General features: G+C 58.8%; 25 protein-coding genes and 1 pseudogene. 16 read left to right on the forward strand and 10 right to left on the reverse strand.

The window, feature by feature from the left end:
• The first annotated feature begins 96 nt into the window (after positions 1-96).
• Both quiC and PMI23_RS00620 read left to right on the forward strand, forming a co-directional pair.
• A complete protein-coding gene (gene quiC / locus PMI23_RS00615) occupies positions 97-1998 on the forward strand; it encodes a 3-dehydroshikimate dehydratase QuiC (RefSeq protein ID WP_007909724.1) in 1902 nt (633 codons plus the stop codon).
• A gap of 101 nt (positions 1999-2099) precedes the next feature.
• Positions 2100-2777 (forward strand): TetR family transcriptional regulator, encoded by a 678-nt coding sequence (locus PMI23_RS00620; RefSeq protein WP_007909725.1) that lies wholly within the window; start codon positions 2100-2102, stop codon positions 2775-2777.
• 113 nt (positions 2778-2890) lie between these two features.
• Here PMI23_RS00620 and PMI23_RS00625 read toward each other — a convergent pair whose 3' ends face one another.
• Both PMI23_RS00625 and aroQ read right to left on the reverse strand, forming a co-directional pair.
• Complete coding sequence (locus tag PMI23_RS00625; RefSeq protein ID WP_007909726.1) at positions 2891-3745, reverse strand: shikimate dehydrogenase; 855 nt, start codon at positions 3743-3745, stop codon at positions 2891-2893.
• Positions 3746-3750: 5 nt separating this feature from the next.
• Complete coding sequence (aroQ, locus tag PMI23_RS00630; RefSeq protein ID WP_007909727.1) at positions 3751-4191, reverse strand: type II 3-dehydroquinate dehydratase; 441 nt, start codon at positions 4189-4191, stop codon at positions 3751-3753.
• 327 nt (positions 4192-4518) lie between these two features.
• Here aroQ and PMI23_RS29100 point away from each other — a divergent pair, with 327 nt between their 5' ends.
• Positions 4519-4947 carry a DUF4160 domain-containing protein gene (locus PMI23_RS29100; protein ID WP_081498730.1) on the forward strand — a complete coding sequence of 143 codons (429 nt, stop codon included), beginning with the start codon at positions 4519-4521 and terminating at the stop codon, positions 4945-4947.
• Entirely contained in the window at positions 4944-5387 is a 444-nt protein-coding gene (locus PMI23_RS00635; RefSeq protein ID WP_042704861.1) for a DUF2442 domain-containing protein, read from the forward strand. The genes PMI23_RS29100 and PMI23_RS00635 overlap by 4 nt, the downstream gene beginning before the upstream one ends.
• A 58-nt stretch (positions 5388-5445) precedes the next feature.
• Here PMI23_RS00635 and trmA read toward each other — a convergent pair whose 3' ends face one another.
• Complete coding sequence (gene trmA, locus PMI23_RS00640; RefSeq protein ID WP_007909731.1) at positions 5446-6525, reverse strand: tRNA (uridine(54)-C5)-methyltransferase TrmA; 1080 nt, start codon at positions 6523-6525, stop codon at positions 5446-5448.
• Positions 6522-7817: an NCS2 family permease gene (locus tag PMI23_RS00645; RefSeq protein ID WP_007909733.1), complete on the reverse strand. Its 1296-nt coding sequence runs from the start codon at positions 7815-7817 to the stop codon at positions 6522-6524. The genes trmA and PMI23_RS00645 overlap by 4 nt, the downstream gene beginning before the upstream one ends.
• A 222-nt stretch (positions 7818-8039) precedes the next feature.
• Here PMI23_RS00645 and PMI23_RS00650 point away from each other — a divergent pair, with 222 nt between their 5' ends.
• Together PMI23_RS00650 and PMI23_RS00655 are read left to right on the forward strand one after the other, a co-directional pair.
• On the forward strand, positions 8040-8489 hold the full coding sequence (locus tag PMI23_RS00650) for a DUF4879 domain-containing protein (RefSeq protein ID WP_007909735.1): 450 nt from the start codon (positions 8040-8042) through the stop codon (positions 8487-8489).
• Between the two features lie 66 nt (positions 8490-8555).
• Positions 8556-9101, forward strand: coding sequence for a DJ-1 family glyoxalase III (locus PMI23_RS00655; RefSeq protein ID WP_007909737.1), 546 nt, complete (start codon positions 8556-8558; stop codon positions 9099-9101).
• A gap of 12 nt (positions 9102-9113) precedes the next feature.
• Here PMI23_RS00655 and PMI23_RS00660 read toward each other — a convergent pair whose 3' ends face one another.
• Positions 9114-10352, reverse strand: coding sequence for an MFS transporter (locus tag PMI23_RS00660; protein WP_007909739.1), 1239 nt, complete (start codon positions 10350-10352; stop codon positions 9114-9116).
• 393 nt (positions 10353-10745) lie between these two features.
• Here PMI23_RS00660 and PMI23_RS00665 point away from each other — a divergent pair, with 393 nt between their 5' ends.
• The 3 genes from PMI23_RS00665 to PMI23_RS29105 all read left to right on the forward strand — a co-directional run bounded on the left by PMI23_RS00665 (position 10746) and on the right by PMI23_RS29105 (position 13442).
• The gene (locus tag PMI23_RS00665; RefSeq protein ID WP_007909747.1) at positions 10746-12194 is read left to right on the forward strand and encodes a cytochrome ubiquinol oxidase subunit I; all 1449 of its coding nucleotides are present in this window, start codon (positions 10746-10748) and stop codon (positions 12192-12194) included.
• Between the two features lie 3 nt (positions 12195-12197).
• Complete coding sequence (gene cydB, locus PMI23_RS00670) at positions 12198-13205, forward strand: cytochrome d ubiquinol oxidase subunit II (protein WP_007909749.1); 1008 nt, start codon at positions 12198-12200, stop codon at positions 13203-13205.
• 69 nt (positions 13206-13274) lie between these two features.
• Positions 13275-13442: a DUF2474 domain-containing protein gene (locus tag PMI23_RS29105; RefSeq protein WP_007909751.1), complete on the forward strand. Its 168-nt coding sequence runs from the start codon at positions 13275-13277 to the stop codon at positions 13440-13442.
• Between the two features lie 72 nt (positions 13443-13514).
• Here the strand turns inward: PMI23_RS29105 and PMI23_RS00675 are convergent, their stop codons facing one another.
• On the reverse strand, positions 13515-14639 hold the full coding sequence (locus PMI23_RS00675) for a methyltransferase (RefSeq protein ID WP_007909753.1): 1125 nt from the start codon (positions 14637-14639) through the stop codon (positions 13515-13517).
• Positions 14640-14817: 178 nt separating this feature from the next.
• Positions 14818-15530: pseudogene (locus PMI23_RS29825) on the reverse strand (autoinducer binding domain-containing protein).
• A 282-nt stretch (positions 15531-15812) separates the two neighbouring features.
• On the opposite strand from PMI23_RS29825, the gene PMI23_RS00685 reads away from it, so the two are divergent.
• Positions 15813-16589, forward strand: coding sequence for a ferredoxin--NADP reductase (locus tag PMI23_RS00685; RefSeq protein ID WP_007909769.1), 777 nt, complete (start codon positions 15813-15815; stop codon positions 16587-16589).
• 46 nt (positions 16590-16635) lie between these two features.
• Here the strand turns inward: PMI23_RS00685 and mscL are convergent, their stop codons facing one another.
• A complete protein-coding gene (mscL, locus tag PMI23_RS00690; RefSeq protein WP_007909770.1) occupies positions 16636-17049 on the reverse strand; it encodes a large-conductance mechanosensitive channel protein MscL in 414 nt (137 codons plus the stop codon).
• Between the two features lie 286 nt (positions 17050-17335).
• Here mscL and katB point away from each other — a divergent pair, with 286 nt between their 5' ends.
• From katB to radA, 3 genes are read left to right on the forward strand one after another with little or no spacing between them, the layout of a single operon-like run.
• A complete protein-coding gene (gene katB / locus PMI23_RS00695; protein WP_007909771.1) occupies positions 17336-18877 on the forward strand; it encodes a catalase KatB in 1542 nt (513 codons plus the stop codon).
• 59 nt (positions 18878-18936) lie between these two features.
• A complete protein-coding gene (locus tag PMI23_RS00700) occupies positions 18937-19482 on the forward strand; it encodes an ankyrin repeat domain-containing protein (RefSeq protein ID WP_007909772.1) in 546 nt (181 codons plus the stop codon).
• Between the two features lie 43 nt (positions 19483-19525).
• On the forward strand, positions 19526-20893 hold the full coding sequence (gene radA / locus PMI23_RS00705) for a DNA repair protein RadA (protein ID WP_007909773.1): 1368 nt from the start codon (positions 19526-19528) through the stop codon (positions 20891-20893).
• Between the two features lie 126 nt (positions 20894-21019).
• On the opposite strand, the gene PMI23_RS00710 is transcribed toward radA, so the two are convergent.
• Complete coding sequence (locus tag PMI23_RS00710; protein WP_007909775.1) at positions 21020-21388, reverse strand: PilZ domain-containing protein; 369 nt, start codon at positions 21386-21388, stop codon at positions 21020-21022.
• Between the two features lie 159 nt (positions 21389-21547).
• Between PMI23_RS00710 and PMI23_RS00715 the strand changes: the two genes are divergently transcribed.
• From PMI23_RS00715 to yjiA, 3 genes are all read left to right on the forward strand, one after another.
• Entirely contained in the window at positions 21548-23614 is a 2067-nt protein-coding gene (locus tag PMI23_RS00715) for a carbon starvation CstA family protein (RefSeq protein WP_007909776.1), read from the forward strand.
• Between the two features lie 15 nt (positions 23615-23629).
• Entirely contained in the window at positions 23630-23827 is a 198-nt protein-coding gene (locus tag PMI23_RS00720; protein ID WP_003228401.1) for a YbdD/YjiX family protein, read from the forward strand.
• 164 nt (positions 23828-23991) lie between these two features.
• A complete protein-coding gene (gene yjiA, locus PMI23_RS00725) occupies positions 23992-24963 on the forward strand; it encodes a GTPase (protein ID WP_007909778.1) in 972 nt (323 codons plus the stop codon).
• Between the two features lie 98 nt (positions 24964-25061).
• On the opposite strand, the gene PMI23_RS00730 is transcribed toward yjiA, so the two are convergent.
• Entirely contained in the window at positions 25062-25772 is a 711-nt protein-coding gene (locus PMI23_RS00730) for a GntR family transcriptional regulator (RefSeq protein ID WP_007909779.1), read from the reverse strand.
• Between the last annotated feature and the right edge of the window lie 5 nt (positions 25773-25777).

Consider the following 25777-nt stretch of genomic DNA (forward strand, 5'->3'; position numbering starts at 1 on the left):
TCTGTTGATTCTGTTTTCACGAAGAAAGATCAAACGATCGCAGCCTGCGGCAGCTCCTACAGTAAAGATAAAGCGGCGCAGTCCGGGAGTTGAAACATGCAGCGTTCCATTGCCACCGTTTCCTTGAGCGGCACCCTGCCGGAAAAACTCGAAGCCATTGCCGCCGCCGGGTTCGACGGGGTGGAGATTTTCGAAAACGACCTCCTGTACTACGACGGCAGTCCACGGGAAATTAAACAGATGTGCGCCGACCTCGGCATCGCCATCACTCTGTTTCAGCCGTTCCGCGATTTCGAAGGCTGCCGTCGTGATCGCCTCGCGCGCAATCTCGAGCGGGCCGAGCGCAAGTTCGACCTGATGCAGGAACTGGGCACCGATCTGGTGCTGGTCTGCAGTAACGCCTCGGCCGACAGCGTCGGCGATCAACAAATTCTAGTCGATGACCTGCGGCTGCTGGCTGAACACGCCGGTGCGCGTGGTTTGCGCATCGGTTACGAAGCACTGGCCTGGGGCCGTCACGTCAACACTTATCAACAGGTCTGGGACATCGTGCGCCAAGCCGATCACCCGAGCCTGGGCGTGTTGCTCGACAGCTTTCATACGTTGTCGCTGAAGGGCGATCCCCGCGCCATCGCCGACATTCCCGGTGACAAGATCTTCTTCGTACAGATGGCAGACGCGCCGATTCTGGCCATGGACGTGCTGGAGTGGAGCCGGCATTTCCGCTGCTTCCCGGGACAGGGCGAATTCGATCTGCCGGGCTTCCTCGCGCCGATCATCCAGAGCGGCTACACCGGCCCGCTGTCGCTGGAAATCTTCAACGACGGCTTCCGCGCCGCGCCACCAAGGGCCAATGCCGCCGACGGTTTGCGCTCGCTGCTGTATCTGGAAGAGAAGACCCGTCAGCGTCTGGAGCAGGCAGCCCAACCTGTGGCCAACCGTGAAATCCTTTTCGAAACACCGAAGGCCAGCGAGTACAACGGCATCGAGTTTCTTGAGTTTGCCGTAGACGAGAGCCTCGGCGCCAAACTGTCGAACTGGCTGGAGCGCCTCGGTTTCGTCAAGGCCGGGCAGCATCGTTCCAAGAGTGTGAGCCTGCTGCGTCAGGGCGACATCAACCTGATCCTCAACTCCGAACCGTATTCGTTTGCTCACAGCTTTTTCGAGGCTCACGGCCCGTCGCTGTGCGCCACCGCCGTGCGGGTCAAGGACAGCGCCAGTGCGCTGGCCCGCGCTGTCGCCTACAAAGGTCAGCCTTATCGCGGACTGGTCGGCCCCAATGAACTGGAGCTGGCAGCGGTGCGCGCGCCGGACGGCAGCCTGATTTATCTGGTGGATGAACAGGCCGACGTCTACGGCACCGATTTCAATCTGCTGGCAGATGCGCCGGCCCGTGGCGGCCTTAAACGTATCGACCACATGGCCATGGCGCTGCCGGCCGACAGCCTCGACAGTTGGGTGCTGTTCTACAAGAGCCTGCTGGATTTCGAGGCGGACGATGAAGTGGTACTGCCCGATCCGTACGGTCTGGTGAAAAGCCGTGCACTGCGCAGTCGCGACAGTTCGATCCGCTTGCCGCTGAACATTTCCGAGAACCGCAACACCGCCATTTCCCATGCGCTGTCGAGTTATCGCGGCTCCGGTGTGCACCACATCGCCTTCGATTGTGACGACATCTTCGCCGAAGTGAGTCGCGCCAAAGAGGCTGGCGTACCGTTGCTGGATATTCCGCTCAACTATTACGATGACCTCGCCGCGCGGTTCGATTTCGACGACGAATTTCTCAGCGAACTGGCGTATTACAACGTGTTGTACGACCGTGATGCGCAGGGCGGTGAGCTGTTCCACGTCTACACCGAACCGTTCGAAGGGCGCTTCTTCTTCGAGATCATCCAGCGCAAGAACGGCTATGCCGGGTATGGCGCGGCGAACGTCGCGGTGCGTCTGGCGGCGATGGCCAAATCACGCAGTGGCGCTGTGCGCCAGGCGAAGTTGTAGGAAATTCGTAAACGCGGGATTAAACACGGGCCGCGCGGCTTCCTTCACTGTGCTGCGCGGCCCATAATCGCCGCCTGTGCAGTGATGGCCGTGAGCCCGCAATGACGATGAATACAGAACTTTCCGCAGCTCCTGAAGTGTCCGCCGTAGAGCCGCGCAAGAGTCGCAAGAACAACCCGGAAAAGACCCGCGAGAATATCCTGCAGGAGGCGATCGTCGAGTTCGTCCAGCAGGGTTTGTCCGGCGCTCGCGTTGATGCGATTGCCGAGCGCATCCACACCTCAAAACGCATGATCTATTACTACTTCGGCAGTAAGGAGCAGTTGTACGTTGAGGTGCTGGAGAAGCTTTACGGTGATATCCGCAGCACTGAAAGCCGTCTGCACCTGGCCGAGCTGGCGCCGGTGGACGCGATTCGCCGACTGGTCGAATTCACCTTCGATCACCATGATCGCAACGTCGATTTCGTGCGCATCGTCAGCATCGAAAACATCCACAACGCTGAATACGTGAAGCGTTCCGATGCGATCAAGGCGATGAACAACACCATCCTCGATTCGCTCGGCGAGATTCTGCGTCGGGGCGCTGAAGAGGGTGTGTTCCGTGCCGGGCTGGATGCTCTGGATGTGCATTTGCTGATCAGTTCGTTCTGCTTCTATCGCGTATCGAACCGGCACACGTTTGGCGAGATTTTCCAGATCGATCTACCGGATGAAAGCATCAAGCAGCGGCATCGCGAGATGATTTGCGAGTCGGTGTTGCGCTACCTGCAAGCCTGACACAGCTCCCCTGTAGGAGTGAGCCTGCTCGCGATGGCGTACCGTCAGCTAACACATTAGTTGCCTGACACACCGCTTTCGCGAGCAGGCTCGCTCCCACAGGGGGAAAGCGTTCAGCCATTCATGCTTTGAAAATGCGCGAGCATCCGCTGCGCATCCGGCACCATGCCACTGAACAACTCAAACGCCTTCACCGCCTGAAACACCGCCATATTGCCGCCGTCCAGCGTCCGGCAGCCGAGCGCGCGGGCATTGCGCAGCAGTTCGGTTTCCAGCGGGAAATACACAATCTCCGCCACCCACAATTCCTTGCGCAGCAGTTCGACCGGTACCGGCATGCCCGGCAGTTTGGCCATGCCCATGGGCGTGGTATTGACCAGACCGTCGGCCAGATTCAGCGTGCTCGGCAGATCCCGACCGGCCACCGCACGACCAAAACCGAAATGCTGATTGAGATTGTTCGCCAGGCTCTCGGCGCGCTCACTGTCGACGTCAAAAATGCTCAGTTGCTGTACGCCTTCGCTCAACAGCGCGTGGGCCACTGCCGCGCCAGCGCCGCCAGCGCCCATCTGCACAACGCGCTCACGGGCAGCGTCCTTCAAGCCCCGACGAAAACCTTCGGCAAAACCGAGGCAGTCGGTGTTGTGGCCGACACGTTTGCCATCCTTCAGCACCACCGTGTTCACGGCGCCGATGCCCTTGGCTTCCGGCGACAGCTCATCGAGCAGCGGGATGATTGCCTGCTTGCACGGGAAGGTGATGTTCAGCCCGGTGTAATTCATCCGCTCGGCCGCCAGCAACAGGTCGGGCAGGGCGGTGCTATCCATTTTCAACTGATCGAGATCGATCAGTCGGTACAGATAACGTAGGCCTTGGGCATCGCCTTCGTGCTCATGCAGCGCCGGCGTGCGCGAGGCCTGAATGCCGGCGCCGATCAGTCCTGCGAGTATTACGTTAGAGCGAGACATGCGCGTTACCCCTTCAGCCGCTGGCTGAAATGTTCCAGTGCCAGTCGATAGCCGTGACTGCCAAAACCGGCCATTACCGCTGTGGCAATCGCCGAGACAAACGAGTGATGACGAAACGGTTCGCGGGCGTGGACGTTGGACAGGTGTACTTCGATCACCGGCAACTCACTGGCCACCAGCGCATCGCGAATCGCTACCGAGGTGTGCGTCCACGCCGCCGGATTGATCACGATCCCGGCGCAGCGACCACGGGCGGCGTGTATCCAGTCAAGCAGTTCGCCTTCGTGATTGGTCTGGCGAAATTCCACGGCCAGGCCGAATTCTTCGCCAGCGCGACCGCACAACGCCGAGATGTCCGCCAGGGTTTCGTGACCATAAGTCGCCGGCTCGCGGGTGCCGAGCAGGTTCAGGTTCGGGCCGTTGAGCACCAGAACGATAGGGGGCATGAGGGGTAACTCCACTTATTGTTTTTAGCTTTGGCCGAGTTTCAGCCTGTGGAGATAAAATGTACTAGATGGTTACCATGGTCAATCGAAGTGCCTGAGCCCAGGATTTTTGTGTTCGGTAATCGCACCAAGGCTATTTCTTACTTAATGTTGTTCGAATCGTAACGACAGCTTTGCTTACGTTTTCCCTCGAAGATTTACCGACTCCTGCCCATGCCGGCGCTAGCCTGAGAGCAGAGCGGAGCCGCTTGCGTTCTACGGCACCGGTCGTCGGATTTGAAAGGAGTATCGAATCCTGAAATTTATTAACCTAACGGATGGGTTAGCATGAACGTATGCAATTACAAGGGATTGTCGATACGCGTAATGTTGCGGAATGAGCATTGCCCACCGCACGCTCATGTAAATGCGGGCGCCTGGAGTGCGCGATTCCATTTCAGCTTTTGGCACAACGACATTGATCTGTGGGATGTCGTGCCGCTGTCTCGTCGACCGACGATGGCTGTATTGGAGGGTTTGTGTCGATCGTTGGGACATCCCGTTCATCTGCGTCGCGCACGAGGGATCTGGTGGTCAGGTTTGCAAACCGTCTGTCTCGGCAATCAAGTGTGGGACTGCGAATCAAACGAGGTACCCGTGATGAAACTGGTTACCGATACGACTTACAGGATCGCTGCGGCGCGCTACGAACCAGAAGAAGACAAGTTGCTTCTGACATTGGTTGGCAAACTGGAAGGAGTTGAAATCCATTTATGAAAGTCATTAAGGCAAAGCCGTCCGTACATCGACCACTGACGGAAGAAATGCTCGATGCAGCCATAAAGCTTGGTGAAGTACGACAGGCCAGCAGTTTCCAAGCTGTTTCTGTGTGCTTTGAAAAATCATCTTTGGTCATCCGTTTTGAGGATGGCAGCGGTGTGTTGCTTCCGGTGAACCAGTATCCAGAGTTTGACGGGTTTGATGCAGGCGATTACGAGGGGCTGACAGTCGGATTCGCAGGCACTGCGCTTTGCCATGAGGGCAAAGACCTTGACGTTTCCATTGCCGGAATGATTTCAGCGAGCCCGTCACTCATGAAGATGGCTGCGTCGGTAGTTGCATCGCGTAACGGTCGTCAAAGCAGTGCCGCAAAGTCCGAAGCCGCGCGGGCGAATGGCAAAAAGGGCGGGCGTCCGCGTAAGGTCGATCCCGCTTAGTGAGCGCCCACAAAAAAGCCGTCAATCACGACGGCTTTTTCGCATCCGGCATCGGCCATCAACGCCGGGTCAGCAACACACCCGATTCCATGTGATGCGTCCACGGGAACTGGTCAAACAACGCGCACGTGGTAATGCGGTGCGTGTCGTGCAACTGGGCGATGTTGGCTGCCAGGGTTTCCGGGTTGCAGGAGATGTACAGGATGTTGTCGAAGCGCCGGGTCAGCTCGCAGGTGTCCGGATCCATGCCAGCGCGCGGCGGGTCGACGAAGACGCTGCCGAATTCGTAGCTCTTCAGGTCGATACCCTGCAGGCGGCGGAACGGGCGCACGTCGTTGAGCGCTTCGGTCAGCTCTTCGGCGGACAAACGCACCAGGGTGACGTTGTCCACAGCGTTTTCGCTGAGGTTGCTCAGTGCGGCGTTGACCGAGGTCTTGCTGATTTCGGTGGCCAGCACTTTGCGCACGCGCGTGGCGAGTGGCAGGGTGAAGTTGCCGTTGCCGCAGTACAACTCCAGCAAGTCATCGGTACGATCGCCCAGTGCTTCGTACGCCCAGTTGAGCATCTTCTGGTTCACCGTGCCGTTAGGCTGGGTGAACGCGCCTTCCGGCTGGCGATAGCTGAAGGTGCGACCGCCGACGTCGAGCTTCTCGACCACGTAATCGAGGCCAAGTACTTCGCGTTTGCCCTTCGAGCGACCAATGATGCTGACGCCCAGATCTGCCGACAACTGGGTCGCAGCGGCATGCCAGTGCGCGTCCAGCGGGCGGTGATAGCACAGGGTGATCATTGCATCGCCGGCCAGCGTGGTCAGGAACTCGACCTGAAACAACTTGTGGCTCAACGCTGAACTGGCCTGCCACGCCGCTTTCAGCTGCGGCATCAACTGGTTGATGCGCAGGCTGGCGATCGGGAATTCTTCAATGAGGATCGGCGTGCGTTTGTCGTCCTGAGCGAACATCGCGTAATGCCGCTCGCCACCCTCGCGCCACAGGCGGAATTCGGCGCGCAGACGGAAGTTCTGCAGCGGCGAATCGAACACCGTTGGCTCGGGGGCATCGAACGGCGCCAGCAGATCACGCAAGCGCGTGACCTTGGCTTCTAGTTGCTCGGCGTAAGCCTGGGAATCGAAAGTCATGCGTTGAACCAACCCAACTTGATCACAAACAGAATCGACAGAATCACCAGCGCCGGGTTCAGCTCACGAGCGCGGCCGGACAGCAGCTTGATCACGGTCCAGGCGATGAAACCAAACGCGATGCCGTTGGCGATCGAGTAAGTGAACGGCATGGCCAGCGCGGTCACGACAACCGGTGCGGCGACGGTGATGTCGTCCCAGTCTATTTCCGCCAGACCGGAAGTCATCAACACGGCGACGAACAGCAGCGCTGGCGCGGTGGCGAAGGCCGGAACGCTGGCCGCCAGTGGCGAGAAAAACAGCGCCAGCAGGAACAGAATCGCCACGACGATGGCCGTCAGACCAGTACGCCCGCCCGCACTCACGCCGGCAGCGGATTCGATGTAACTGGTGGTGGTCGACGTACCCAGCAACGAACCGGCCATGGCCGCAGTGCTGTCAGCGATCAGGGCGCGGCCCATTTTCGGCATGTGGCCGTCCTTGCCCATCAGGCCGGCGCGTTTGGCGACGCCGATCAGGGTGCCGGAGTTGTCGAACAGGTCGACGAACAGGAAGGCGAAGATCACGCTGACCAGACCGATGTCCAGTGCGCCTTTGATGTCCAGTTGCATGAAGGTCGGCGCCAGCGAAGGTGGCATCGAAGTCACGCCGTTGAACGGGGTGAAGCCCATCGCGATGGAAATGATGGTCACTGCCAGAATGCCGATCAGTACCGCACCGCGCACTTTCAGCGCTTCGAGCGCGACGATCAGAGCGAAGCCGAGGGTGGCGAGGATTGGGGCCGGGGCTTTCAGGTCACCGAGGCCGACCATGGTCGCCGGGTTGCTGACCACGATGCCAGCGTTGTGCAGGGCGATCAACGCCAGGAACAGGCCGATACCGGCGGCAATCGCCGAGCGCAGCGGCAGCGGAATGCTGTTGATGATCCATTCACGGATGCGGAAGATCGACAGCAGGAAAAAGCACACCGCCGAGATGAATACCGCGCCCAGCGCCACTTGCCAGGTGTGACCCATGTGCAAGACCACGGTGTAGGTGAAGAAGGCGTTCAGGCCCATGCCCGGAGCGAGGGCAATCGGGTAGTTGGCGATCAGGCCCATGATCGTCGAACCGATCGCAGCCGCCAGGCAGGTGGCGACAAACACCGCACCTTTGTCCATGCCGGTCTCGCCGAGAATGCTCGGGTTGACGAACAGGATGTAGGCCATGGCCAAGAAAGTCGTGATGCCCGCGAGAATCTCGGTGCGCACGTTGGTGTTGTGTGCCTTGAGTTGAAACAGCCTTTCCAGCATGTCTGCTCCCCGTGGCGCGCGTGGCGCCGTGAATGTATCGACCTCAACAGCAAAGCACAGACCGTCGCAAGCGCCTGGAAAATTGTGGTGGGCCGGAAAAAGCCGCGCATCATACCAGCAGCGTGAGGAATATGGCGGTTGTTGGTGTCGATCGTCGGCGAAGTTTTGCGTTGACGCCAACTGCGCCATACTGCGCGCTGATTTTTTCGGGGCGGGAAGCGCATGAGCAAGTGCTGGATGAAGGTTTTGGGTTTGATTGCCGTACTGATGGCCGGGATGTCGACAGCCTGGGCGGCATCGGCGCCACCGTTGACGCAAGTGAAAGTGATCAAGGTGCAATCGCCAGCCTGTGGTCTTGAAGACATCGCCGATGGCCAGGCGCAGACCCAGTGCAATCACAGCGGACCGAATATCAAGGTCTACGTGCTCGAAGTCGGCTACGGCAAGAGTCAGCCTCAGGTCGCACTGGACGGCTTTGAAGTGAACGGCACCCGTGCCCCGGTGTGTGCCTTTGATAACGGCAACCTGACCGAATGCACCCCCGGTAATAAAACCGTCGGTTCTCTTTATACCTTCGATCTGGCGGGCAAGCAGGAAGGCACCTTCACCTTCAGCAACACCTCGATCAATGCGCCGCGCAACACGATGTCGACTCAGCTTTACATCAAGTAACGGCTGCTGCAGCGCGATCCGGTTGAAGCTGACTACGCTTTAAGCATCACCCAGCGGATAACGCCCATGACCTTTAGAGCCCTGATTACCCTCGCCGAGGGCATCGATGATCTGCAAAGCGTGACCCTGATCGACGTGCTGCGCCGCGCCGGTATCGAAGTGGTGGCCGCCAGTATTGAAGGACGACGCATGCTGACCTGCGCGCGTGGCACACGCCTGACCGCCGACGGCATGCTGGTCGATGTGCTGGCGCAAACCTTTGACCTGATCGTCCTGCCCGGCGGTGTTGTCGGTTCACAACACCTGGCCGCGCACCAACCTCTGCAACAGTTGCTCAAGGATCAGGCCAGCGCCGGACGCCTGTTCGCCGCCATCGCCGAATCCCCGGCCGTCGCCCTGCAAACCTTCGGCGTGCTGCGCCAGCGGCGCATGACCTGCCTGCCCAGCGCCAGCCATCAACTCTCGGGCTGTACGTTTGTTGATCAACCGGTGGTGGTCGACGGCAACTGCATCACCGCACAAGGCTCCAGCGCTGCGCTGGAATTTGCCTTGACGCTGGTCGAGCAACTGGGCGGCAAGGCCTTGCGAGCGAAAGTGGCGGGGGAGTTGTAGGTCTGGATCGCTTCAGACCTTCACCTCTTCCACCGGCACATGCATCCGATCGCGGTTAGCCAGCGTCGGAAACAACTTGATCCACGTCCCCGTCACCACCAGCGTGCCGATCCCGCCCATCACCACCGCCGGCACCGTGCCGAACCAGTGGGCGGTGACGCCGGATTCGAATTCGCCCAACTGGTTTGAAGCGCCGATAAACAGCCCGTTCACCGCGCTGACCCGGCCACGCATTTCGTCCGGGGTTTCCAACTGCACGAAAGACGCGCGGATGACCATGCTGATCATGTCCGCCGCGCCGAGCACCACCAGCACCGCCAGCGAAAACCAGAACGAGGTCGACAGGCCGAAGGCAATGGTCGCGACGCCAAACACCCCAACCGCGGTGAACATCACCCGGCCAACATTGCGTTCCACGGCAAATCGCGCGAGGAACAGCGACATGCCCAATGCGCCGACCGCCGGTGCCGAACGCAGCAACCCGAGGCCCCACGGCCCGGTCAGCAGAATGTCTTTGGCAAATACCGGCAGCAGCGCCGTGGCGCCGCCGAGCAACACCGCAAACAGATCCAGCGAAATCGCCCCGAGAATGTCCGGGCGGCTGCGAATGAAACGAATCCCCGCGAGCAACGAATCCAGTGTGGCTTTGCCTTTATTCAGCGGCGTTTGCCGCGCGGGCAGGTTGAGCATCAGCGTGCAAGCGATCACATAGAGCAGCACTGTCGGGCCATAAACCCAGACACTGCCGAATGCATAGAGCAAACCGCCCAGCGCCGGGGCGACGATCGTTGCCGACTGCTGCGCTGACTGCGCCGCCGCCACTGCCCGAGGAAACAGCGCGCTGGGCACGATGCTCGGCAGCAGTGCCTGCGTGGTCGGCATCTCGAACGAACGCGCCGCGCCGAGCAGGAAGGCGAGGATGAAGATCATCTCGCGGGTGACGTGATCGGTGGCGCTGCCGATGGCCAGCGCCAGGGCGATCAACGCCTGCAACGACTGACAGATCGCCGCGACTTTGCGCCGGTCGTAGCGGTCGGCGACATGCCCGGTGTGCAGCATGAACAGCACGCGCGGGGCGAATTCAACCAGCCCGACCAGACCCAGATCGAGGACGTTACCGGTCAATTGGTAGAGGTTCCAGCCAATCGCCACGGTGAGCATCTGGAAACCGCTGGCGGTAAAAATCCGCGCGAACCAGAAAGCGAGAAACGGACGATGGTGACGTAACAGCAGGGGCTCTTGACTGGGCATCTGAAGGCAGGTCTGGCTCGAGGGGGAACCGCGAGGTTATCACCAGTCTGTAACAGGAAGTTGCTATGACAAAAAATTTAGTTAGCCAGACATCGATTTCCACAAGCTCGCCGCAAGAAATCCATTGCAGAGCATTGCCACGCCGATGAGGCAACTTGTCACGCGGCAAACGACCACGCAGTTCATCGGCAAAAATGGGACTACTCTTTTAACGTTGCTTGATCCAGATCAAGACCTAGAAGGAATTGATCCGGTGGCCAGTTGGCCAGACTCCCTGCGTTGCGATGGTTGTTTAAAAAGAACGAATCAGAATTCGCCGCACTCCATATCCGTGGGGGCAGTGGGTGCAGGCCTCCGGGTCCGCAGCCGGTATTACCTGACAGAGGAAGCCATATGTTCGGTTTAGAGGCACTAGATCTCGCCCGAATTCAGTTCGCGTTCACCATTTCGTTCCACATCCTGTTCCCGGCCATCACCATCGGCCTGGCGAGTTACCTCGCGGTACTCGAAGGCCTGTGGCTGAAAACCCGCAACGACACCTACCGTGACCTCTACCATTTCTGGTCGAAGATTTTTGCCGTCAACTTCGGCATGGGCGTGGTCTCGGGGTTGGTCATGGCCTACCAGTTCGGCACCAACTGGAGCCGTTTCTCGGACTTCGCCGGCGCCGTCACCGGGCCGTTGCTGACTTATGAAGTGCTCACGGCATTCTTCCTTGAGGCCGGTTTCCTCGGGGTGATGCTGTTTGGCTGGAACAAGGTCGGGCGCGGGCTGCACTTCTTTTCCACCGTCATGGTGGCGATCGGTACGCTGATTTCGACGTTCTGGATTCTCGCTTCCAACAGCTGGATGCAGACACCGCAGGGCTTCGAAATTGTTAACGGGCAAGTCATTCCCACCGATTGGCTGGCGATCATTTTCAACCCTTCGTTCCCGTATCGCCTGATGCACATGGCGACGGCGGCGTTCGTCGCGACGGCATTCTTTGTCGGCTCCTCGGCGGCCTGGCACTTGCTGCGCGGCAAGGACAACCCGGCGATCCGCACCATGCTGTCGATGGCAATGTGGATGGCGCTGATCGTCGCGCCGATCCAGGCCGTCATCGGCGACTTTCATGGTTTGAATACGCTCAAGCACCAACCGGCAAAAATCGCTGCGATCGAAGGTCACTGGGAAAACCACGGTGACGAGGCAACGCCGCTGATCCTGTTCGGCTGGCCGGACATGAAAGAAGAGAAGACCAAATACGCCGTGGAGATTCCGTACCTCGGCAGCTTGATCCTCACCCACTCGCTGGACAAACAGGTGCCAGCGCTCAAGGAATTCCCGCCGGAAGACCGGCCGAATTCGACCATCGTGTTCTGGTCGTTCCGGATCATGGTCGGCCTCGGTTTCCTGATGATCTTCACCGGTCTGTGGAGTTTGTGGCTGCGTAAACGCGACACGCTCTACACCTCACGTCCGTTCCTGTATCTGGCGTTGTGGATGGGGCCGTCCGGTCTGATTGCGATTCTCGCTGGCTGGTTCACCACCGAAATCGGTCGTCAGCCGTGGGTGGTCTACGGGCTGATGCGCACGGCGGACGCGTCCTCCAACCATAGCTTCATGCAGATGAGCATCACCCTGATCATGTTTGTGGTGGTGTACTTCGCGCTGTTCGGCGCAGGTCTGGGCTACATGATGCGTCTGGTGCGCAAAGGGCCGAAGATCAGCGAGGGCACGGAAACGCCCGACGGTGGTCCAGGCAAGAAACGCACACCGGCCCGTCCGTTGTCCGCTGCCGACGACTCGGCCGATGCCGATCACGGCGACGACGACATTCGCGTGACCAAGGAGATTTGAATCATGGGTATTGATCTTCCGCTGATCTGGGCCGTGATCATCATCTTCGGCATCATGATGTACGTGGTCATGGACGGCTTCGACCTGGGGATCGGGATTCTCTTCCCGTTCATCCCCGGCAAAGTCGACCGTGACGTGATGATGAATACGGTCGCACCGGTCTGGGACGGCAACGAAACCTGGCTGGTATTGGGCGGCGCGGCGTTGTTCGGCGCGTTCCCGCTGGCCTATTCGGTGGTGTTGTCGGCGCTGTACCTGCCGCTGATTTTCATGCTGATTGGTCTGATCTTCCGCGGTGTAGCGTTCGAATTCCGCTTCAAGGCCAAGGATGACAAGCGTCACCTGTGGGACAAGGCTTTTATCGGCGGCTCGGTGGCGGCAACGTTCTTTCAGGGCGTGGCGCTGGGCGCGTTCATCGACGGCTTGCCGGTGGTCAACCGGCAGTTCGCCGGCGGCTCACTCGACTGGCTGACGCCGTTCACAATGTTCTGCGGCGCCGCGCTGGTGGTGGCCTATGCCTTGCTTGGCTGCACCTGGCTGATCATGAAAACCGAAGGCAAGCTCCAGGAACAGATGCATGACCTGGCAAGGCCATTGGCTTTCGTACTGCTGGCCGTGATCGGTATTGTCAGTATCTGGACGCCGCTGGCTCATCCGGATATTGCCACCCGCTGGTTCAGCATGCCGAACCTGTTCTGGTTCATGCCGGTGCCGATTCTGGTGCTGGTGACGATGTACGGTCTGATCCGCGCCGTGGCACGCAACGCCAACTACATGCCGTTCCTGCTGACGCTGGTGCTGATCTTCCTCGGCTACAGCGGTTTGGGCATCAGCCTGTGGCCGAACATCGTGCCGCCGTCGATCTCGATCTGGGACGCCGCCGCACCGCCGCAAAGCCAGGGCTTCATGCTGGTGGGCACGCTGTTCATCATCCCGTTCATCCTCGGTTACACCTTCTGGAGCTACTACGTGTTCCGCGGCAAGGTTACCCATGAAGACGGTTATCACTAAACCTGTGGGAGCGTGCTGCTCGCGATGGCGTCGGCAGCGGCGCCATCGATCTGACTGAGGATCGAAACAATGCCCGGCAAACATTCCTTGCACGATATTGAAGAAGCCGAAAAGAAACCGCTGTGGCAGCGGCTCGGCTGGTTGGCCCTGATCTGGGTCGGTAGCGTCGGCGTGCTGTTTATCGCCGCCAGCCTGATGCGCATGTTCATGAACGCGGCAGGCTTGACCACGCACTGAATCATCCCCGTCCCGGCGCCTTCGGGTACGGCTTTGCAACCCTCCTCACGGAGGGTTTTTTTTGTCTGAAGGTTACTTGCGGGCCTTGAGGATCACGAATTTCGGCGTGGCAGCCACTTGCTCGACGCCGCGGAACAGCCGCGCCAGTTTGCTGTGGTAGCCCAGATGACGGTTGCCGACGATGTAGAGCGCGCCGCCCACTACCAGTGCTTCGCGCGCCTGCTGGAACATGCGCCAGGCCAGGAAGTCGCCAACCACCTGCTGCTGATGGAACGGCGGATTGCACAGCACCACGTCCAGCGATTGCGCTTCCTGACCGGCCAGACCGTCGCCGGCACGCACGATCACCTCGCGATCGCCCAGCGCTGCGCGCCAGTTCTCGGCAGCCGATTGCACGGCCATGAACGATTCGTCGACCAGTGTGTAATGCGCATCGGGGTTTTGTAGTGCACTCGCGATGGCCAGAACACCATTACCGCAGCCCAGATCGGCGACTCGGGCACTGCCAAGGTTTTTCGGCAGGTGCGGGAGGAAGGCACGTGTGCCGATGTCCAGACCTTCGCGGCAAAACACGTTGGCGTGGTTGAGCAATTCGATCGACGGCTCGTCGAGGCGATATCGCGAAGGGTAGGGCGACACGGCCGGGGCTTTGGCTTCTGGCGTGGCGATCAACAGCCGTGCCTTTTTTACCGCTAGCGAGGCTTGTACCGGACCGATGTAGCGTTCAAGCAGATCACCGGCAGCGCGTGGCAGGTGTTTGACCATGGCCGCTGCAATCACTTCGGCGCCGGGTGCGAGTTGCCCTTGCAAGCGGATCAATTGTTCTTCCAGCAGCGCGAGGGTTTTCGGCACGCGGATCAGTACCCGGTCGAACGGTCCGACCAATGGCTCGCTGGCGGGTATCCCGCGAACAGCGTCAAACGCCTGGCCATTGCGCAGCAGGTTTTTCTCCAGCCCCTGAAAACCCAGGAATGAGTCACCACTGCTACTGACCTTGACCTTGCCCGACAGACTGGCAGCCAAAGCACCGAAGCTGTCGTTGAGCACCAATACGCGGGTGTCGGCCATCGGTTGCTGCGCCGCCAGATGGTTGAGCAGGTATTCGTCGGCGGCATCGAAGGCTTGCAGCGGTTCATTCTGCTGTTCAGGCTGGCGGATCAGATCGAGCTGGGCAAAGGGCGTATCAAGCAAAGGCATCGGGCGGGAACTCAGGGTAATCAACGGGGTGTTCCGCAGCCCTGACATTGTGCAGCGGAACCGACCGAGTGTAATGCAACGCTTAACGTTCGCGTCATCACTCTGGAGGGTCTCGAATGGTACGTTTTTTTCTTCTTTATTACCCGCAAGTTTTCTATGGGAGGCAAGGCTGGATCGACTAGATGATCCCGGCTCTGGCGGCCGCTATGACAGCGGAAATCTTGTTGCAGACGTTGAGCTTCTCGATGACGTTCTGCACGTGGTAGTTCACGGTGCGCTCGCTCAGGCTGAGGATCTTCGAGATTTCATAGGCTGTCTTGCCTCCCGCGGACAATTGCAGAACCTCCAGCTCTCGCGGCGAAAGGTGTGGTTGGCGGGGTTTGAGGGACTCTGCCGGCAGGGTTCGGGCAAACAGCTCACTCAGGTGACTGGTGGCGTAGAACATATAACCAAGTGCTCATACAGCTCCAGAGGACTGATCGGACAGTGTTTGCGCGCCAGGCTGATAATGCTGCACAAACCGCTTTGCTCATGATGGAACGACTGGGACCAGCCATGTTGCATACCGTGATGCTGTAATCCTTGCCATAACGGTCGAGTATTTGCGAATACCGACTCGCACCAGACAATAGGTGACATCGAGTGATTGCAGTGTGCTATTAGTGGGTCAACTTTGCTGTAATTGTTTTTCTCGTATTGTGAATTCCATTCGTCAGGGTAGTTGTTGATTTGAAAGGTTTTAAGAGGCATATCGCGATGTAGTGAAACAACTGAAATTGCACAAAAATTGAATCCGAGATTTTCTGCGAATTGCAATAATATCGGATAGGCAGTCTCTACTCCGTTGGCAAAAGTCAGTCTTTTTAACTGTGACTCCTTCCACGTTTCCATCTCTGAACACTCCATTGGCGTTGCGGGGGGCGCCGAATGGATCCAAAGGATCCGGCACGAAACGAAGTGTAGGATGTTTCTTACAATAAGCTTTAAATTTTTTCGAGATTGCAGATAGCCAAATATCCATAAAGCGTTCTTAGGATGCGCGATTTTTATATTGATGTTGTCATCTGATAATACTGCCGACTTGCTTAATTGATTGAATGTCATTACCAATCATCAGTGTTTAGATCAGTTAATTTGCGCGACACTGTCGGCAATCGTTCAATGGAGTGCCCCATGACTGCCAGCGCAGAGAAGTACACCACGCAGACGTTGCTCGATGTCCAACCCCTGACCTCGAGCCTGTTTACCCTGCGCACCAGCCGGGATGCCGGTTTCCGCTTCCGCGCCGGGCAGTTCGCCAGGCTGGGTGTGAGCAAAGCCGATGGCAGCATCGTGTGGCGCGCGTATTCGATGGTGTCGTCGCCTTTTGACGAGTTTCTCGAGTTCTTTTCCATCGTCGTGCCGGGCGGGGAGTTCACCAGTGAGCTGAGCCGGTTGCAGGTCGGCGACACCTTGCTGGTGGATCGCCAGGCATTCGGCTACCTGACGCTAGATCGCTTTGTCGACGGGCGCGATCTGTGGCTTTTGTCCACAGGCACCGGGGTGGCGCCGTTTCTGTCGATCCTGCAGGACTTCGAAGTCTGGGAGAAATTCGAGCGCATCATTCTGGTGTACAGCGTGCGCGAAGCGCGGGAGTTGGCTTATCAGGAGTTGATTGCCGGACTTACGCAGCGTGAATACCTCAGCGAATACGCGCACAAATTGCAGTTCATCGCCACGGTGACGCGTGAAGCGCACCCCGGTGCACTGCACGGGCGCATCACCACATTGATTGAAAGCGGTGAGCTGGAGCGCGCAGCGGGCGTGGCGCTGTCGGCGGAGCACTCACGGGTCATGCTGTGCGGCAATCCGCAGATGATCGATGACACACGCGCGTTGCTGAAAAAGCGCCACATGAGCCTAAGCCTGACGCGTCGGCCCGGTCAGGTGGCGGTGGAAAACTACTGGTAAACAAACGGCGCCTCGAAGGCGCCGTTGTTTCTATCGTGCACAGAATTCAGGGCCGGGTGTTCTGGGCCTTGAGCAAGTCGCGGATCTCGCCGAGCAACTCTTCTTCCTTGGTCGGAACCGGTGGCAGGGTAGGGGCCACGGCTTCTTCGCGTTTGAGGCGGTTGATGGCTTTGACGCCCATGAAGATCGCGAAAGCGACGATCACGAAGTCCAGAACACTCTGGATGAACTTGCCGTAAGCCAGCATGACCGCAGGGGCATTGCCCTCGGCGGCCTTGAGCGTGATGGCCAAGTCACTGAAATCCACCCCACCGATCAGCAGGCCGATTGGCGGCATGATCACGTCACCGACAAACGACGAAACAATCTTGCCGAAGGCCGCACCGATGATGATACCGACGGCCATGTCGACCACATTGCCTTTGACCGCGAAGGCCTTGAACTCACTTAGCACGCCCATAGTTATTTCCTTGTTACAGATGAGTTTGGTGTACGCAGTGTAAATCAGCAAAACGCGTCCTGCGCGAAACACCTTCTTACAATGCCCGTTTTTATCGACACATCAATCGGCGATTAGTTTGCAAAGTGCCATCAATCGCGCGCGAAATATACGGTAACTCGCTGATCGAACAGCCAATTTTCTCAATCATGGCGTTACGTTCTTTCTATTTATGTTCGACGTCGCAGGCCTCTAGCCTTGGCTTGGCGCATCTGGATGCGCCCCAAAATAACCAGAGGATCCTGATATGAACTCCGCACTTGGACTGGGGGCTTTTCCCCGTCGCCGCACCCTCGGTGTACTCACCGCCAGCCTGTTGACCTTCTCCGTAAACGCCGCGCCCCTGACCCGCGATAACGGGGCTGCGGTCGGCGACAATCAGAACTCGCAGACCGCCGGCGCCAACGGCCCGGTGCTGCTGCAGGATGTACAGCTGATTCAGAAGCTGCAGCGTTTCGACCGTGAGCGCATTCCCGAGCGTGTGGTTCACGCCCGCGGTACCGGCGCCCATGGCACCTTCACCGTGACCAACGATCTCAGCGACCTGAGCAAGGCCAAGGTCTTTGCCGCCGGTCAGACAACGCCGGTGTTCGTGCGTTTCTCTGCGGTGGTGCACGGCAATCACTCGCCGGAAACCCTGCGTGATCCGCGAGGTTTCGCCACCAAGTTCTACACCGCCGACGGCAACTGGGATCTGGTCGGTAACAATTTCCCGACCTTTTTCATCCGCGACGCGATCAAGTTTCCCGACATGGTGCACGCGTTCAAACCGGACCCGCGGACCAACCTTGATGACGATTCGCGCCGATTCGATTTCTTCTCCCATGTACCGGAAGCCACCCGTACCTTGACCGAGTTGTATTCGAACTCGGGAACGCCTGCCAGTTATCGAGAAATGGACGGCAACGGCGTACACGCTTACAAGTTGATTAACGCCAAGGGCGAAGTTCACTACGTCAAGTTCCACTGGAAGAGTTTGCAGGGACTTAATAACCTTACGCCAAAGCAAGTCGCGAAAGTTCAGGGTCAGGACTACAGTCACATGACCAATGACTTGGTGAGCAACATCAATAAAGGTAACTTCCCGAAATGGGACTTGTACATTCAAGTGCTGAAACCACAAGATTTGTCCAAGTTTGATTTTGATCCATTAGATGCGACCAAGATCTGGCCAGGTATTCCTGAGCGAAAAGTTGGACAAATGGTATTGAACCGTAATCCGGCAAATGTATTCCAGGAAACCGAACAAGTGGCCATGGCGCCGGCGAATATTGTTCCGGGTATCGAACCCTCTGAAGACCGTTTGTTGCAAGGCCGAGTGTTTTCTTATGCCGATACACAAATGTATCGCCTGGGTGCCAATGCCCTGCAATTGCCGATCAATGCGCCGAAAGTTGCCGTGAACAATGGCAACCAGGATGGCGCGATGAACTTCGGCGCCAGCAACAGTGGTGTGAACTACCAGCCAAGCCGACTGCAACCCCGTGACGAGACGCCAGGCGCGCGTTACAGCCAGTTGGCGCTGTCGGGCAGCACGCAGCAGGCGAAGATCCAGCGTGAGCAGAACTTCAAGCAGGCCGGCGATCTGTATCGCTCGTTCAGCAAGAAGGAACGCCGCGACCTGATCGACAGCTTCGGTGGCTCGCTGGCGACCACCGATGACGAGAGCAAGCACATCATCCTGTCCTTCCTTTATAAGGCCGATCCGGAATACGGCACCGGCGTCACGGAAGTGGCCAAGGGTGACCTCAGCCGGGTCAAGGCGCTGGCGGCCAAATTGGTCGACTGATACCGACATAGCGCACACGGGGCCTGAGCCAGGCCCCGTTCCACGCAAGGAGACTGCTTATGCGAATCTGTTTTTTACTGTTGGCCGGTTGTCTGTCGTTCGCGGCATGGGCGGCACCGGTCGAGCAGACTCCCGAGGCGATCAAGGCCCAGTTACAGGACTACTATTTCGACGCGGCCCGGCGCGGTGATGTGCCGATGCTCGACACGTTCATCGAGTCCGGCTATTCCCTCGACACTCGTGACAGCAAGGGTTACACCGCGCTGATTCTGGCGGCCTATCACGGTCAGGCACCGGCGGTGGAACGTTTGCTCGCTGCTGGCGCCGATGCCTGTGCCCAGGATCAACGCGGCAACACCGCGCTGATGGGGGCCATTTTCAAAGGTGAACTACAGATCGCCCGACGCCTGATGGCCACCGATTGCAGCCCCGACCAGCGTAACGGTGCCGGGCAGACGGCGGCGATGTACGCCGGGTTGTTCAAGCGTCTGGAATTGCTCGATGCACTGAAGGCCAAGGGCGCGGACCTGAATGCCGAAGATCCGTTGGGCAACAGCGCCGCGCGTCTGGCCAACGGCGAAATCCGCACCGCCACGCCGCGCTGAGCGGTGGCTGCGTTATCATCGCGGTTTTTGCCGGGGGATCCAGATGGCCAAGGCCAAGCGCATGTACGGCTGCACTGAGTGCGGCGCAACCTTTCCCAAATGGGCGGGCCAGTGCGGCGAGTGCGGCGCCTGGAACACCCTGACTGAAACCATGATCGAAAGCGGCGGGGCCACGGCGCCGACCGGCCGCACCGGCTGGGCCGGGCAGCAGGCGCAGATCAAGACCCTGGCCGAAGTCAGCATCGAAGAGATTCCGCGCTTCTCCACCGCGTCCGGTGAACTGGACCGGGTCCTTGGCGGCGGTTTGGTCGACGGTTCGGTGGTGCTGATCGGTGGTGATCCGGGGATCGGCAAATCGACGATCCTGTTGCAGACCCTGTGCAACCTCGCCAAAAGCATGCCCGCCCTGTACGTCACCGGCGAAGAATCCCAACAGCAAGTGGCCATGCGTGCCCGGCGCCTCGGCTTGCCGCAGGATCAACTGCGGGTGATGACCGAAACCTGCATCGAAACCATCATCGCCACGGCCCGTCAGGAAAAACCCAAGGTGATGGTGATCGACTCGATCCAGACGATCTTCACCGAACAGTTGCAATCGGCTCCCGGTGGCGTCTCTCAGGTGCGTGAGAGCGCGGCGCTGCTGGTGCGGTATGCCAAGCAGAGCGGTACGGCGATTTTCCTCGTCGGCCACGTCACCAAGGAAGGCGCACTGGCCGGTCCGCGGGTTCTCGAGCACATGGTCGATACCGTGCTGTATTTCGAAGGCGAATCCGATGGGCGTCTGCGTTTGTTGCGCGCGGTGAAAAACCGTTTTGGCGCGGTCAACGAATTGGGCGTGTTCGGCATGACCGACAAGGGTTTGAAAGAAGTCTCCAACCCTTCGGCGATTTTTCTCACCCGTGCGCAGGAAGAAGTCCCGGGCAGTGTGGTCATGGCGACGTGGGAAGGCACTCGGCCGATGCTGGTGGAAGTGCAGGCGCTGGTCGATGACAGCCATCTGGCCAACCCGCGACGGGTGACGTTGGGCCTGGATCAGAACCGTTTGGCGATGTTGCTTGCGGTTTTGCATCGCCACGGCGGAATTCCGACTCACGATCAGGATGTGTTCCTCAACGTCGTGGGTGGGGTGAAGGTGTTGGAGACGGCTTCAGACCTGGCGCTGATGGCGGCCGTGATGTCGAGCCTGCGCAACCGGCCATTGCCGCATGATCTGTTGGTATTTGGTGAAGTGGGGCTGTCCGGTGAGGTGCGGCCGGTGCCGAGCGGGCAGGAGCGTTTGAAGGAAGCGGCCAAGCATGGCTTCAAACGGGCGATCGTGCCCAAGGGCAATGCGCCGAAGGAATCTCCGCCAGGCCTGCAGATCATTGCCGTGACCCGCCTCGAACAGGCTCTCGACGCGCTCTTCGAATAACTTGAACTCACTGCATAACCTGTGGAGCTGGCTTGCCAGCGATTGCGTTCTGTCCGTCGACATATTCGTCGAGTCTGAAATCGCTATCGCAGGCAAGCCAGCTCCCACAGGGTTCAATTGTGGATTCTAGATTTCGATCAGGGCAGCCAACTCGCGCTCCAGTTCGGCCTCATCCGCCAGATTCAACTCGATCAGGCGCCGCAAGCGCTGGATCGATTCCAGGCTTATATGTCGGCAGACAAAGCCCAACTGGTTATTTTCTTCGTGTGCCAGATGCACATCCATCTTGATATCGACGTCATCGCTCAGGTGAATGTCGACGAAAAAATCCTTCTCCGCATCCCCCAACCACGGCTCCGGCCTTTCGATCAGCAATCCTTTGAGCGACAGGTCGATCAGCTTGACCGGCCAGATGTAATCGCCCTGACTCAGCTCGGTTCTGGCATCGAACGCAATACGTTTGAAGCGACGACGGTTGGCTGGGTGTTCGCTCATGGCGCAATCCTCATGAAGGTTCGCTGACTATAGACCGCGAATGCGGGCGCCAGCCAATCGCTAAAGCGTCTAGACCAACGTCGGGGTATGGCCTTTGGCGCCGTAAGCGCTAAACTCGGGGTGGCTGTCTTTCTTGTCCACCCTGGCTGGAATAATAAAATGAAAAATAATAATAGCCTGCTACGCCACTTACCCTGGCTAGTGCTGGCAATCGTAGGAGCGTGCGCCCTGGGCGTAGTGGCATTGCGCCGCGGCGAGGCGATCAACGCCTTGTGGATCGTGGTCGCAGCCGTGGCCATTTATCTGGTTGCGTACCGTTACTACAGCCTGTTCATCGCTAACAATGTGATGCAACTCGATCCGCGTCGGGCGACCCCCGCCGTGCTCAACAATGATGGTCTGGACTATGTGCCGACCAACAAACACATTCTTTTCGGTCACCACTTCGCCGCGATCGCGGGCGCCGGACCTCTGGTCGGCCCGGTGCTGGCGGCGCAGATGGGCTACTTGCCTGGCACGCTCTGGCTGATTGCCGGCGTGGTGCTGGCGGGCGCGGTGCAGGACTTCATGGTTCTGTTCATGTCGACCCGGCGCAACGGCCGTTCCCTGGGCGACATGGTGCGTGAAGAAATGGGCCGCATTCCCGGTACCATCGCCCTGTTCGGCTGCTTCCTGATCATGATCATCATCCTCGCGGTGCTGGCGCTGATCGTGGTTAAAGCGCTGGCCGAGAGCCCGTGGGGCATCTTCACCGTGATGGCGACCATCCCGATCGCGATGTTCATGGGCATTTACATGCGCTACATCCGCCCGGGCCGTATCGGCGAAATCTCCGTGGTCGGTGTGTTGCTGCTGCTGGGTTCGATCTGGCTCGGTGGGCAGATTGCCGCTGATCCGGTGTGGGCCAAGGCGTTCACCTTCACCGGCGTGCAGATTACCTGGATGCTGGTCGGTTACGGTTTCGTCGCTGCATCGCTGCCTGTTTGGCTGATTCTGGCACCGCGTGACTATCTGTCGACGTTCCTCAAGATCGGCACCATCGTCGCCCTGGCGATCGGTATTCTGATCACCATGCCCGAGCTGAAAATGCCGGCGCTGACCCAGTTTGTCGATGGCACTGGCCCGGTGTGGAAGGGCGGTCTGTTCCCGTTCCTGTTCATCACCATTGCTTGCGGTGCGGTTTCCGGTTTCCACGCGCTGATTTCTTCGGGCACCACGCCGAAGCTGCTGGATAACGAAACCAACGCCCGTTACATCGGTTACGGCGGCATGCTGATGGAGTCGTTCGTCGCCATCATGGCGATGGTTGCCGCTTCGGTGATCGAGCCTGGCGTGTACTTCGCCATGAACAGCCCGGCCGCTGTGGTTGGCAGTGATGTTGCTTCGGTTGCGCAAGTGGTCTCCAGCTGGGGCTTTGCGATCACGCCGGAAGCGCTGCAAGCCGTGGCGCATGACATTGGCGAAACCACCATTCTGGCCCGTGCCGGCGGTGCGCCGACCCTGGCGGTCGGTATCGCGCAGATCCTGCACAGTGTCCTGCCGGGTGAAAACACCATGGCGTTCTGGTACCACTTCGCGATCCTGTTCGAAGCGCTGTTCATCCTGACCGCAGTCGACGCCGGTACTCGTGCCGGTCGTTTCATGCTGCAGGATCTGCTCGGCTCTTTCGTGCCAGCGCTCAAGCGTACTGAATCGTGGACCGCCAACCTGATCGCCACCGCCGGTTGTGTGGCGATGTGGGGCTGGTTGCTGTACCAGGGCGTGATCGATCCACTGGGCGGCATCAACACCCTGTGGCCACTGTTCGGTATCTCTAACCAGATGCTGGCCGGTATCGCGCTGATGCTCGGCACCGTGGTTCTGATCAAAATGAAGCGCCAGCGCTACATCTGGGTCACCCTGCTGCCAGCCACTTGGCTGCTGATCTGCACCACGACTGCGGGCTTCATCAAACTGTTCGATGCCAACCCGGCGATCGGCTTCCTGTCGCTGGCCAAGAAGTACAGCGATGCGCTGGCCAATGGTCAGGTGCTGGCCCCGGCAAAAAGCGTCGAGCAGATGCAGCACGTGATCTTCAACGCTTACACCAACGCAACGCTGACGGCGCTGTTCCTGTTCGTGGTCTTCAGTATCCTGTTCTATGCGCTCAAGGTCGGCATCGCCGCCTGGGGCAAAAAAGAGCGTACGGATAAAGAATCGCCATTCCAGGCTCTGCCGGATGCGTAACCAGAGGATTGCAGCATGTTCAATGACCTGAGTCGCCTCGGTAAATACCTCGGTCAGGCCGCGCGCCTGATGGTCGGCATGCCCGACTACGACACCTACGTCGAGCATATGCAAACCAAGCACCCGGACAAACCGGTGATGAGCTACGAGATGTTCTTTCGCGAACGTCAGGAAGCCCGTTACGGTGGCAAGGGTGGGCCGAAGTGCTGTTGAGCTGACAGCGCAAGGTTGAGGTAATCCCCCTGTGGGAGCGAGCCTGCTCGCGAATACGGAGTGTCAGTTGATGAATGATTTGACTGACACATCGCTTTCGCGAGCAAGCTCGCTCCCACAGTTGTTTTTGTGTTGTTTATTCATTTTGTGAAGGAGATCGAGTTTTGTCCTCTCCCATCCCGGTCACGGTACTTAGCGGTTTCCTCGGCGCCGGCAAGACCACTTTGCTGCGCCATATCTTGAAAGCCGAGCACGGCCTGAAAATCGCCGTGATCGAAAACGAATTCAGTGACGCCGGTATCGACACGCAGCTGTTGGGTGACGAACCGGTGCAAGTCATGACCCTGGCCAACGGCTGCGTGTGCTGCACCATTCACACCGACCTGACCAAAGCGCTTTACCTGCTGCTTGAACGGCTGGACAGCGGCGAAATCGCCTTTGATCGCTTGGTCATCGAGTGCACCGGTCTGGCCGATCCGGCGCCGGTGGCGCAGACCTTCTTTATTGACGAAGAACTGCGCGAGCGCTACCTGCTCGACGGCATCATCACCTTGGTCGATGCCGCGCACGCGGACGTGCACCTGACCCAGACCATCGCCCAGGCGCAGATTGGTTTCGCCGACCGCTTGCTGGTGAGCAAGACTGATCTGGTGGACGAGGCGACTTTCAACGCGTTGAGCGAACGCCTGACGCGAATCAACCGTCGTGCGCCAGTCCGCGTGGTTGAACATGGCAACATTGATCTGGCTGAACTGCTGGATGTGCGTGGCTTCAACCTCAATGCCGATCTTGGCGGCGGATTGAGCCTTCGCCCAGTGAGCAAGGCACCGTCGATTGATCGCATTTCCAGTCTGGTGTTGCGCACAGATCAGCCGCTGGATATCGATCAGCTCAGCGAGTTCATGAATGAACTGCTGGAAGAACACGGCAAGCAATTGCTGCGTTACAAAGGCGTGTTGAACATTGCGGGTGAGGATCGGCGCTTGGTGTTTCAGGGGGTGTTGAAGCTTTACGGTTTCGACTGGGACACTGAATGGGCCGAGGGTGAGGCGCGGGAAAGTGTGATTGTGTTTATTGCTGATGAGTTGCCGGAAGAGAAGATTCGGGCGGGGTTTGCCAGAGTGGCTTCTGCCTGATGGGTTTGTAGTGTCAATGATGACGCCATCGCGAGCAGGCTCACTCCTACAGGGGAACGCGTTTCAAATGTAGGAGCGAGCCTGCTCGCGAAAGCGATCTAACCGACAGCACAATGTTCACGATCTGAACCCAGCAACGTCTGCTCAAGATGATCCAGATGCCGATTCATCAGCATCCCGGCCTTGGAAGCATCCCGATTTTCCACCGCTTCAACCAATGCCAAATGCTCTTGCCATGCGCAACAGCTGTGCGTTTGACGCTCACTTCGCGCAACCGCCAATGACGTCAACGGCACCAGACTGCCGAGAAAATGCGCCAACGGTGCATTCCCCGCCATCTGCGCCAAGTGCAGATGAAACTCCCCGGACAAGCGAATCGCCGCACCACGCCGATCCTGCTCGACAGCCTGACGCTCACGCTCGATCAACCCGCGCAAGCGTTTCAACCCTTCCGCTTGCGCGCGCTGACAGGCCAAATGTACCAGCGTGCTTTCGGCCAGCCGCCGCGCATGCAGGGCCTGTCGTGTCTGCTCCCGATCAGGTGCTGCCACACGCGGCCGATGGTTGGCCCGCAGCACAATGACGTGCTCAAGCGACAACTGCGTCAACACCCGCCGCACATCGGCGCGGCTGGCGCAGAACATCTCTTTCAAGCTGTCCTCGGTAAATCGGCTGCTCGAATCGATGCGCTGTTCCAGAATCGCATCGAACAATCGCGGATAAAGACCCTCTGCCGTTTCGCGCAGGCGGGAGAAGGGCAGGGGCGTCGTGGTCTGGCGAGTGTGTGACGCTGAGGCGAAACTGTTCATGGCCT

Origin of the sequence: Pseudomonas sp. GM24, from assembly GCF_000282235.1 — a bacterium.
GTDB lineage: Bacteria > Pseudomonadota > Gammaproteobacteria > Pseudomonadales > Pseudomonadaceae > Aquipseudomonas.

Coding starts and splice junctions, on each gene's coding strand:
- quiC (WP_007909724.1), top strand. CDS start 97: ATGCAGCGTTCCATTGCCACCGTTTCCTTGAGCGGCACCCTGCCGGAA.
- PMI23_RS00620 (WP_007909725.1), top strand. CDS start 2,100: ATGACGATGAATACAGAACTTTCCGCAGCTCCTGAAGTGTCCGCCGTA.
- PMI23_RS00625 (WP_007909726.1), bottom strand. CDS start 3,745: ATGTCTCGCTCTAACGTAATACTCGCAGGACTGATCGGCGCCGGCATT.
- aroQ (WP_007909727.1), bottom strand. CDS start 4,191: ATGCCCCCTATCGTTCTGGTGCTCAACGGCCCGAACCTGAACCTGCTC.
- PMI23_RS29100 (WP_081498730.1), top strand. CDS start 4,519: ATGAACGTATGCAATTACAAGGGATTGTCGATACGCGTAATGTTGCGG.
- PMI23_RS00635 (WP_042704861.1), top strand. CDS start 4,944: ATGAAAGTCATTAAGGCAAAGCCGTCCGTACATCGACCACTGACGGAA.
- trmA (WP_007909731.1), bottom strand. CDS start 6,525: ATGACTTTCGATTCCCAGGCTTACGCCGAGCAACTAGAAGCCAAGGTC.
- PMI23_RS00645 (WP_007909733.1), bottom strand. CDS start 7,817: ATGCTGGAAAGGCTGTTTCAACTCAAGGCACACAACACCAACGTGCGC.
- PMI23_RS00650 (WP_007909735.1), top strand. CDS start 8,040: ATGAGCAAGTGCTGGATGAAGGTTTTGGGTTTGATTGCCGTACTGATG.
- PMI23_RS00655 (WP_007909737.1), top strand. CDS start 8,556: ATGACCTTTAGAGCCCTGATTACCCTCGCCGAGGGCATCGATGATCTG.
- PMI23_RS00660 (WP_007909739.1), bottom strand. CDS start 10,352: ATGCCCAGTCAAGAGCCCCTGCTGTTACGTCACCATCGTCCGTTTCTC.
- PMI23_RS00665 (WP_007909747.1), top strand. CDS start 10,746: ATGTTCGGTTTAGAGGCACTAGATCTCGCCCGAATTCAGTTCGCGTTC.
- cydB (WP_007909749.1), top strand. CDS start 12,198: ATGGGTATTGATCTTCCGCTGATCTGGGCCGTGATCATCATCTTCGGC.
- PMI23_RS29105 (WP_007909751.1), top strand. CDS start 13,275: ATGCCCGGCAAACATTCCTTGCACGATATTGAAGAAGCCGAAAAGAAA.
- PMI23_RS00675 (WP_007909753.1), bottom strand. CDS start 14,639: ATGCCTTTGCTTGATACGCCCTTTGCCCAGCTCGATCTGATCCGCCAG.
- PMI23_RS00685 (WP_007909769.1), top strand. CDS start 15,813: ATGACTGCCAGCGCAGAGAAGTACACCACGCAGACGTTGCTCGATGTC.
- mscL (WP_007909770.1), bottom strand. CDS start 17,049: ATGGGCGTGCTAAGTGAGTTCAAGGCCTTCGCGGTCAAAGGCAATGTG.
- katB (WP_007909771.1), top strand. CDS start 17,336: ATGAACTCCGCACTTGGACTGGGGGCTTTTCCCCGTCGCCGCACCCTC.
- PMI23_RS00700 (WP_007909772.1), top strand. CDS start 18,937: ATGCGAATCTGTTTTTTACTGTTGGCCGGTTGTCTGTCGTTCGCGGCA.
- radA (WP_007909773.1), top strand. CDS start 19,526: ATGGCCAAGGCCAAGCGCATGTACGGCTGCACTGAGTGCGGCGCAACC.
- PMI23_RS00710 (WP_007909775.1), bottom strand. CDS start 21,388: ATGAGCGAACACCCAGCCAACCGTCGTCGCTTCAAACGTATTGCGTTC.
- PMI23_RS00715 (WP_007909776.1), top strand. CDS start 21,548: ATGAAAAATAATAATAGCCTGCTACGCCACTTACCCTGGCTAGTGCTG.
- PMI23_RS00720 (WP_003228401.1), top strand. CDS start 23,630: ATGTTCAATGACCTGAGTCGCCTCGGTAAATACCTCGGTCAGGCCGCG.
- PMI23_RS00730 (WP_007909779.1), bottom strand. CDS start 25,772: ATGAACAGTTTCGCCTCAGCGTCACACACTCGCCAGACCACGACGCCC.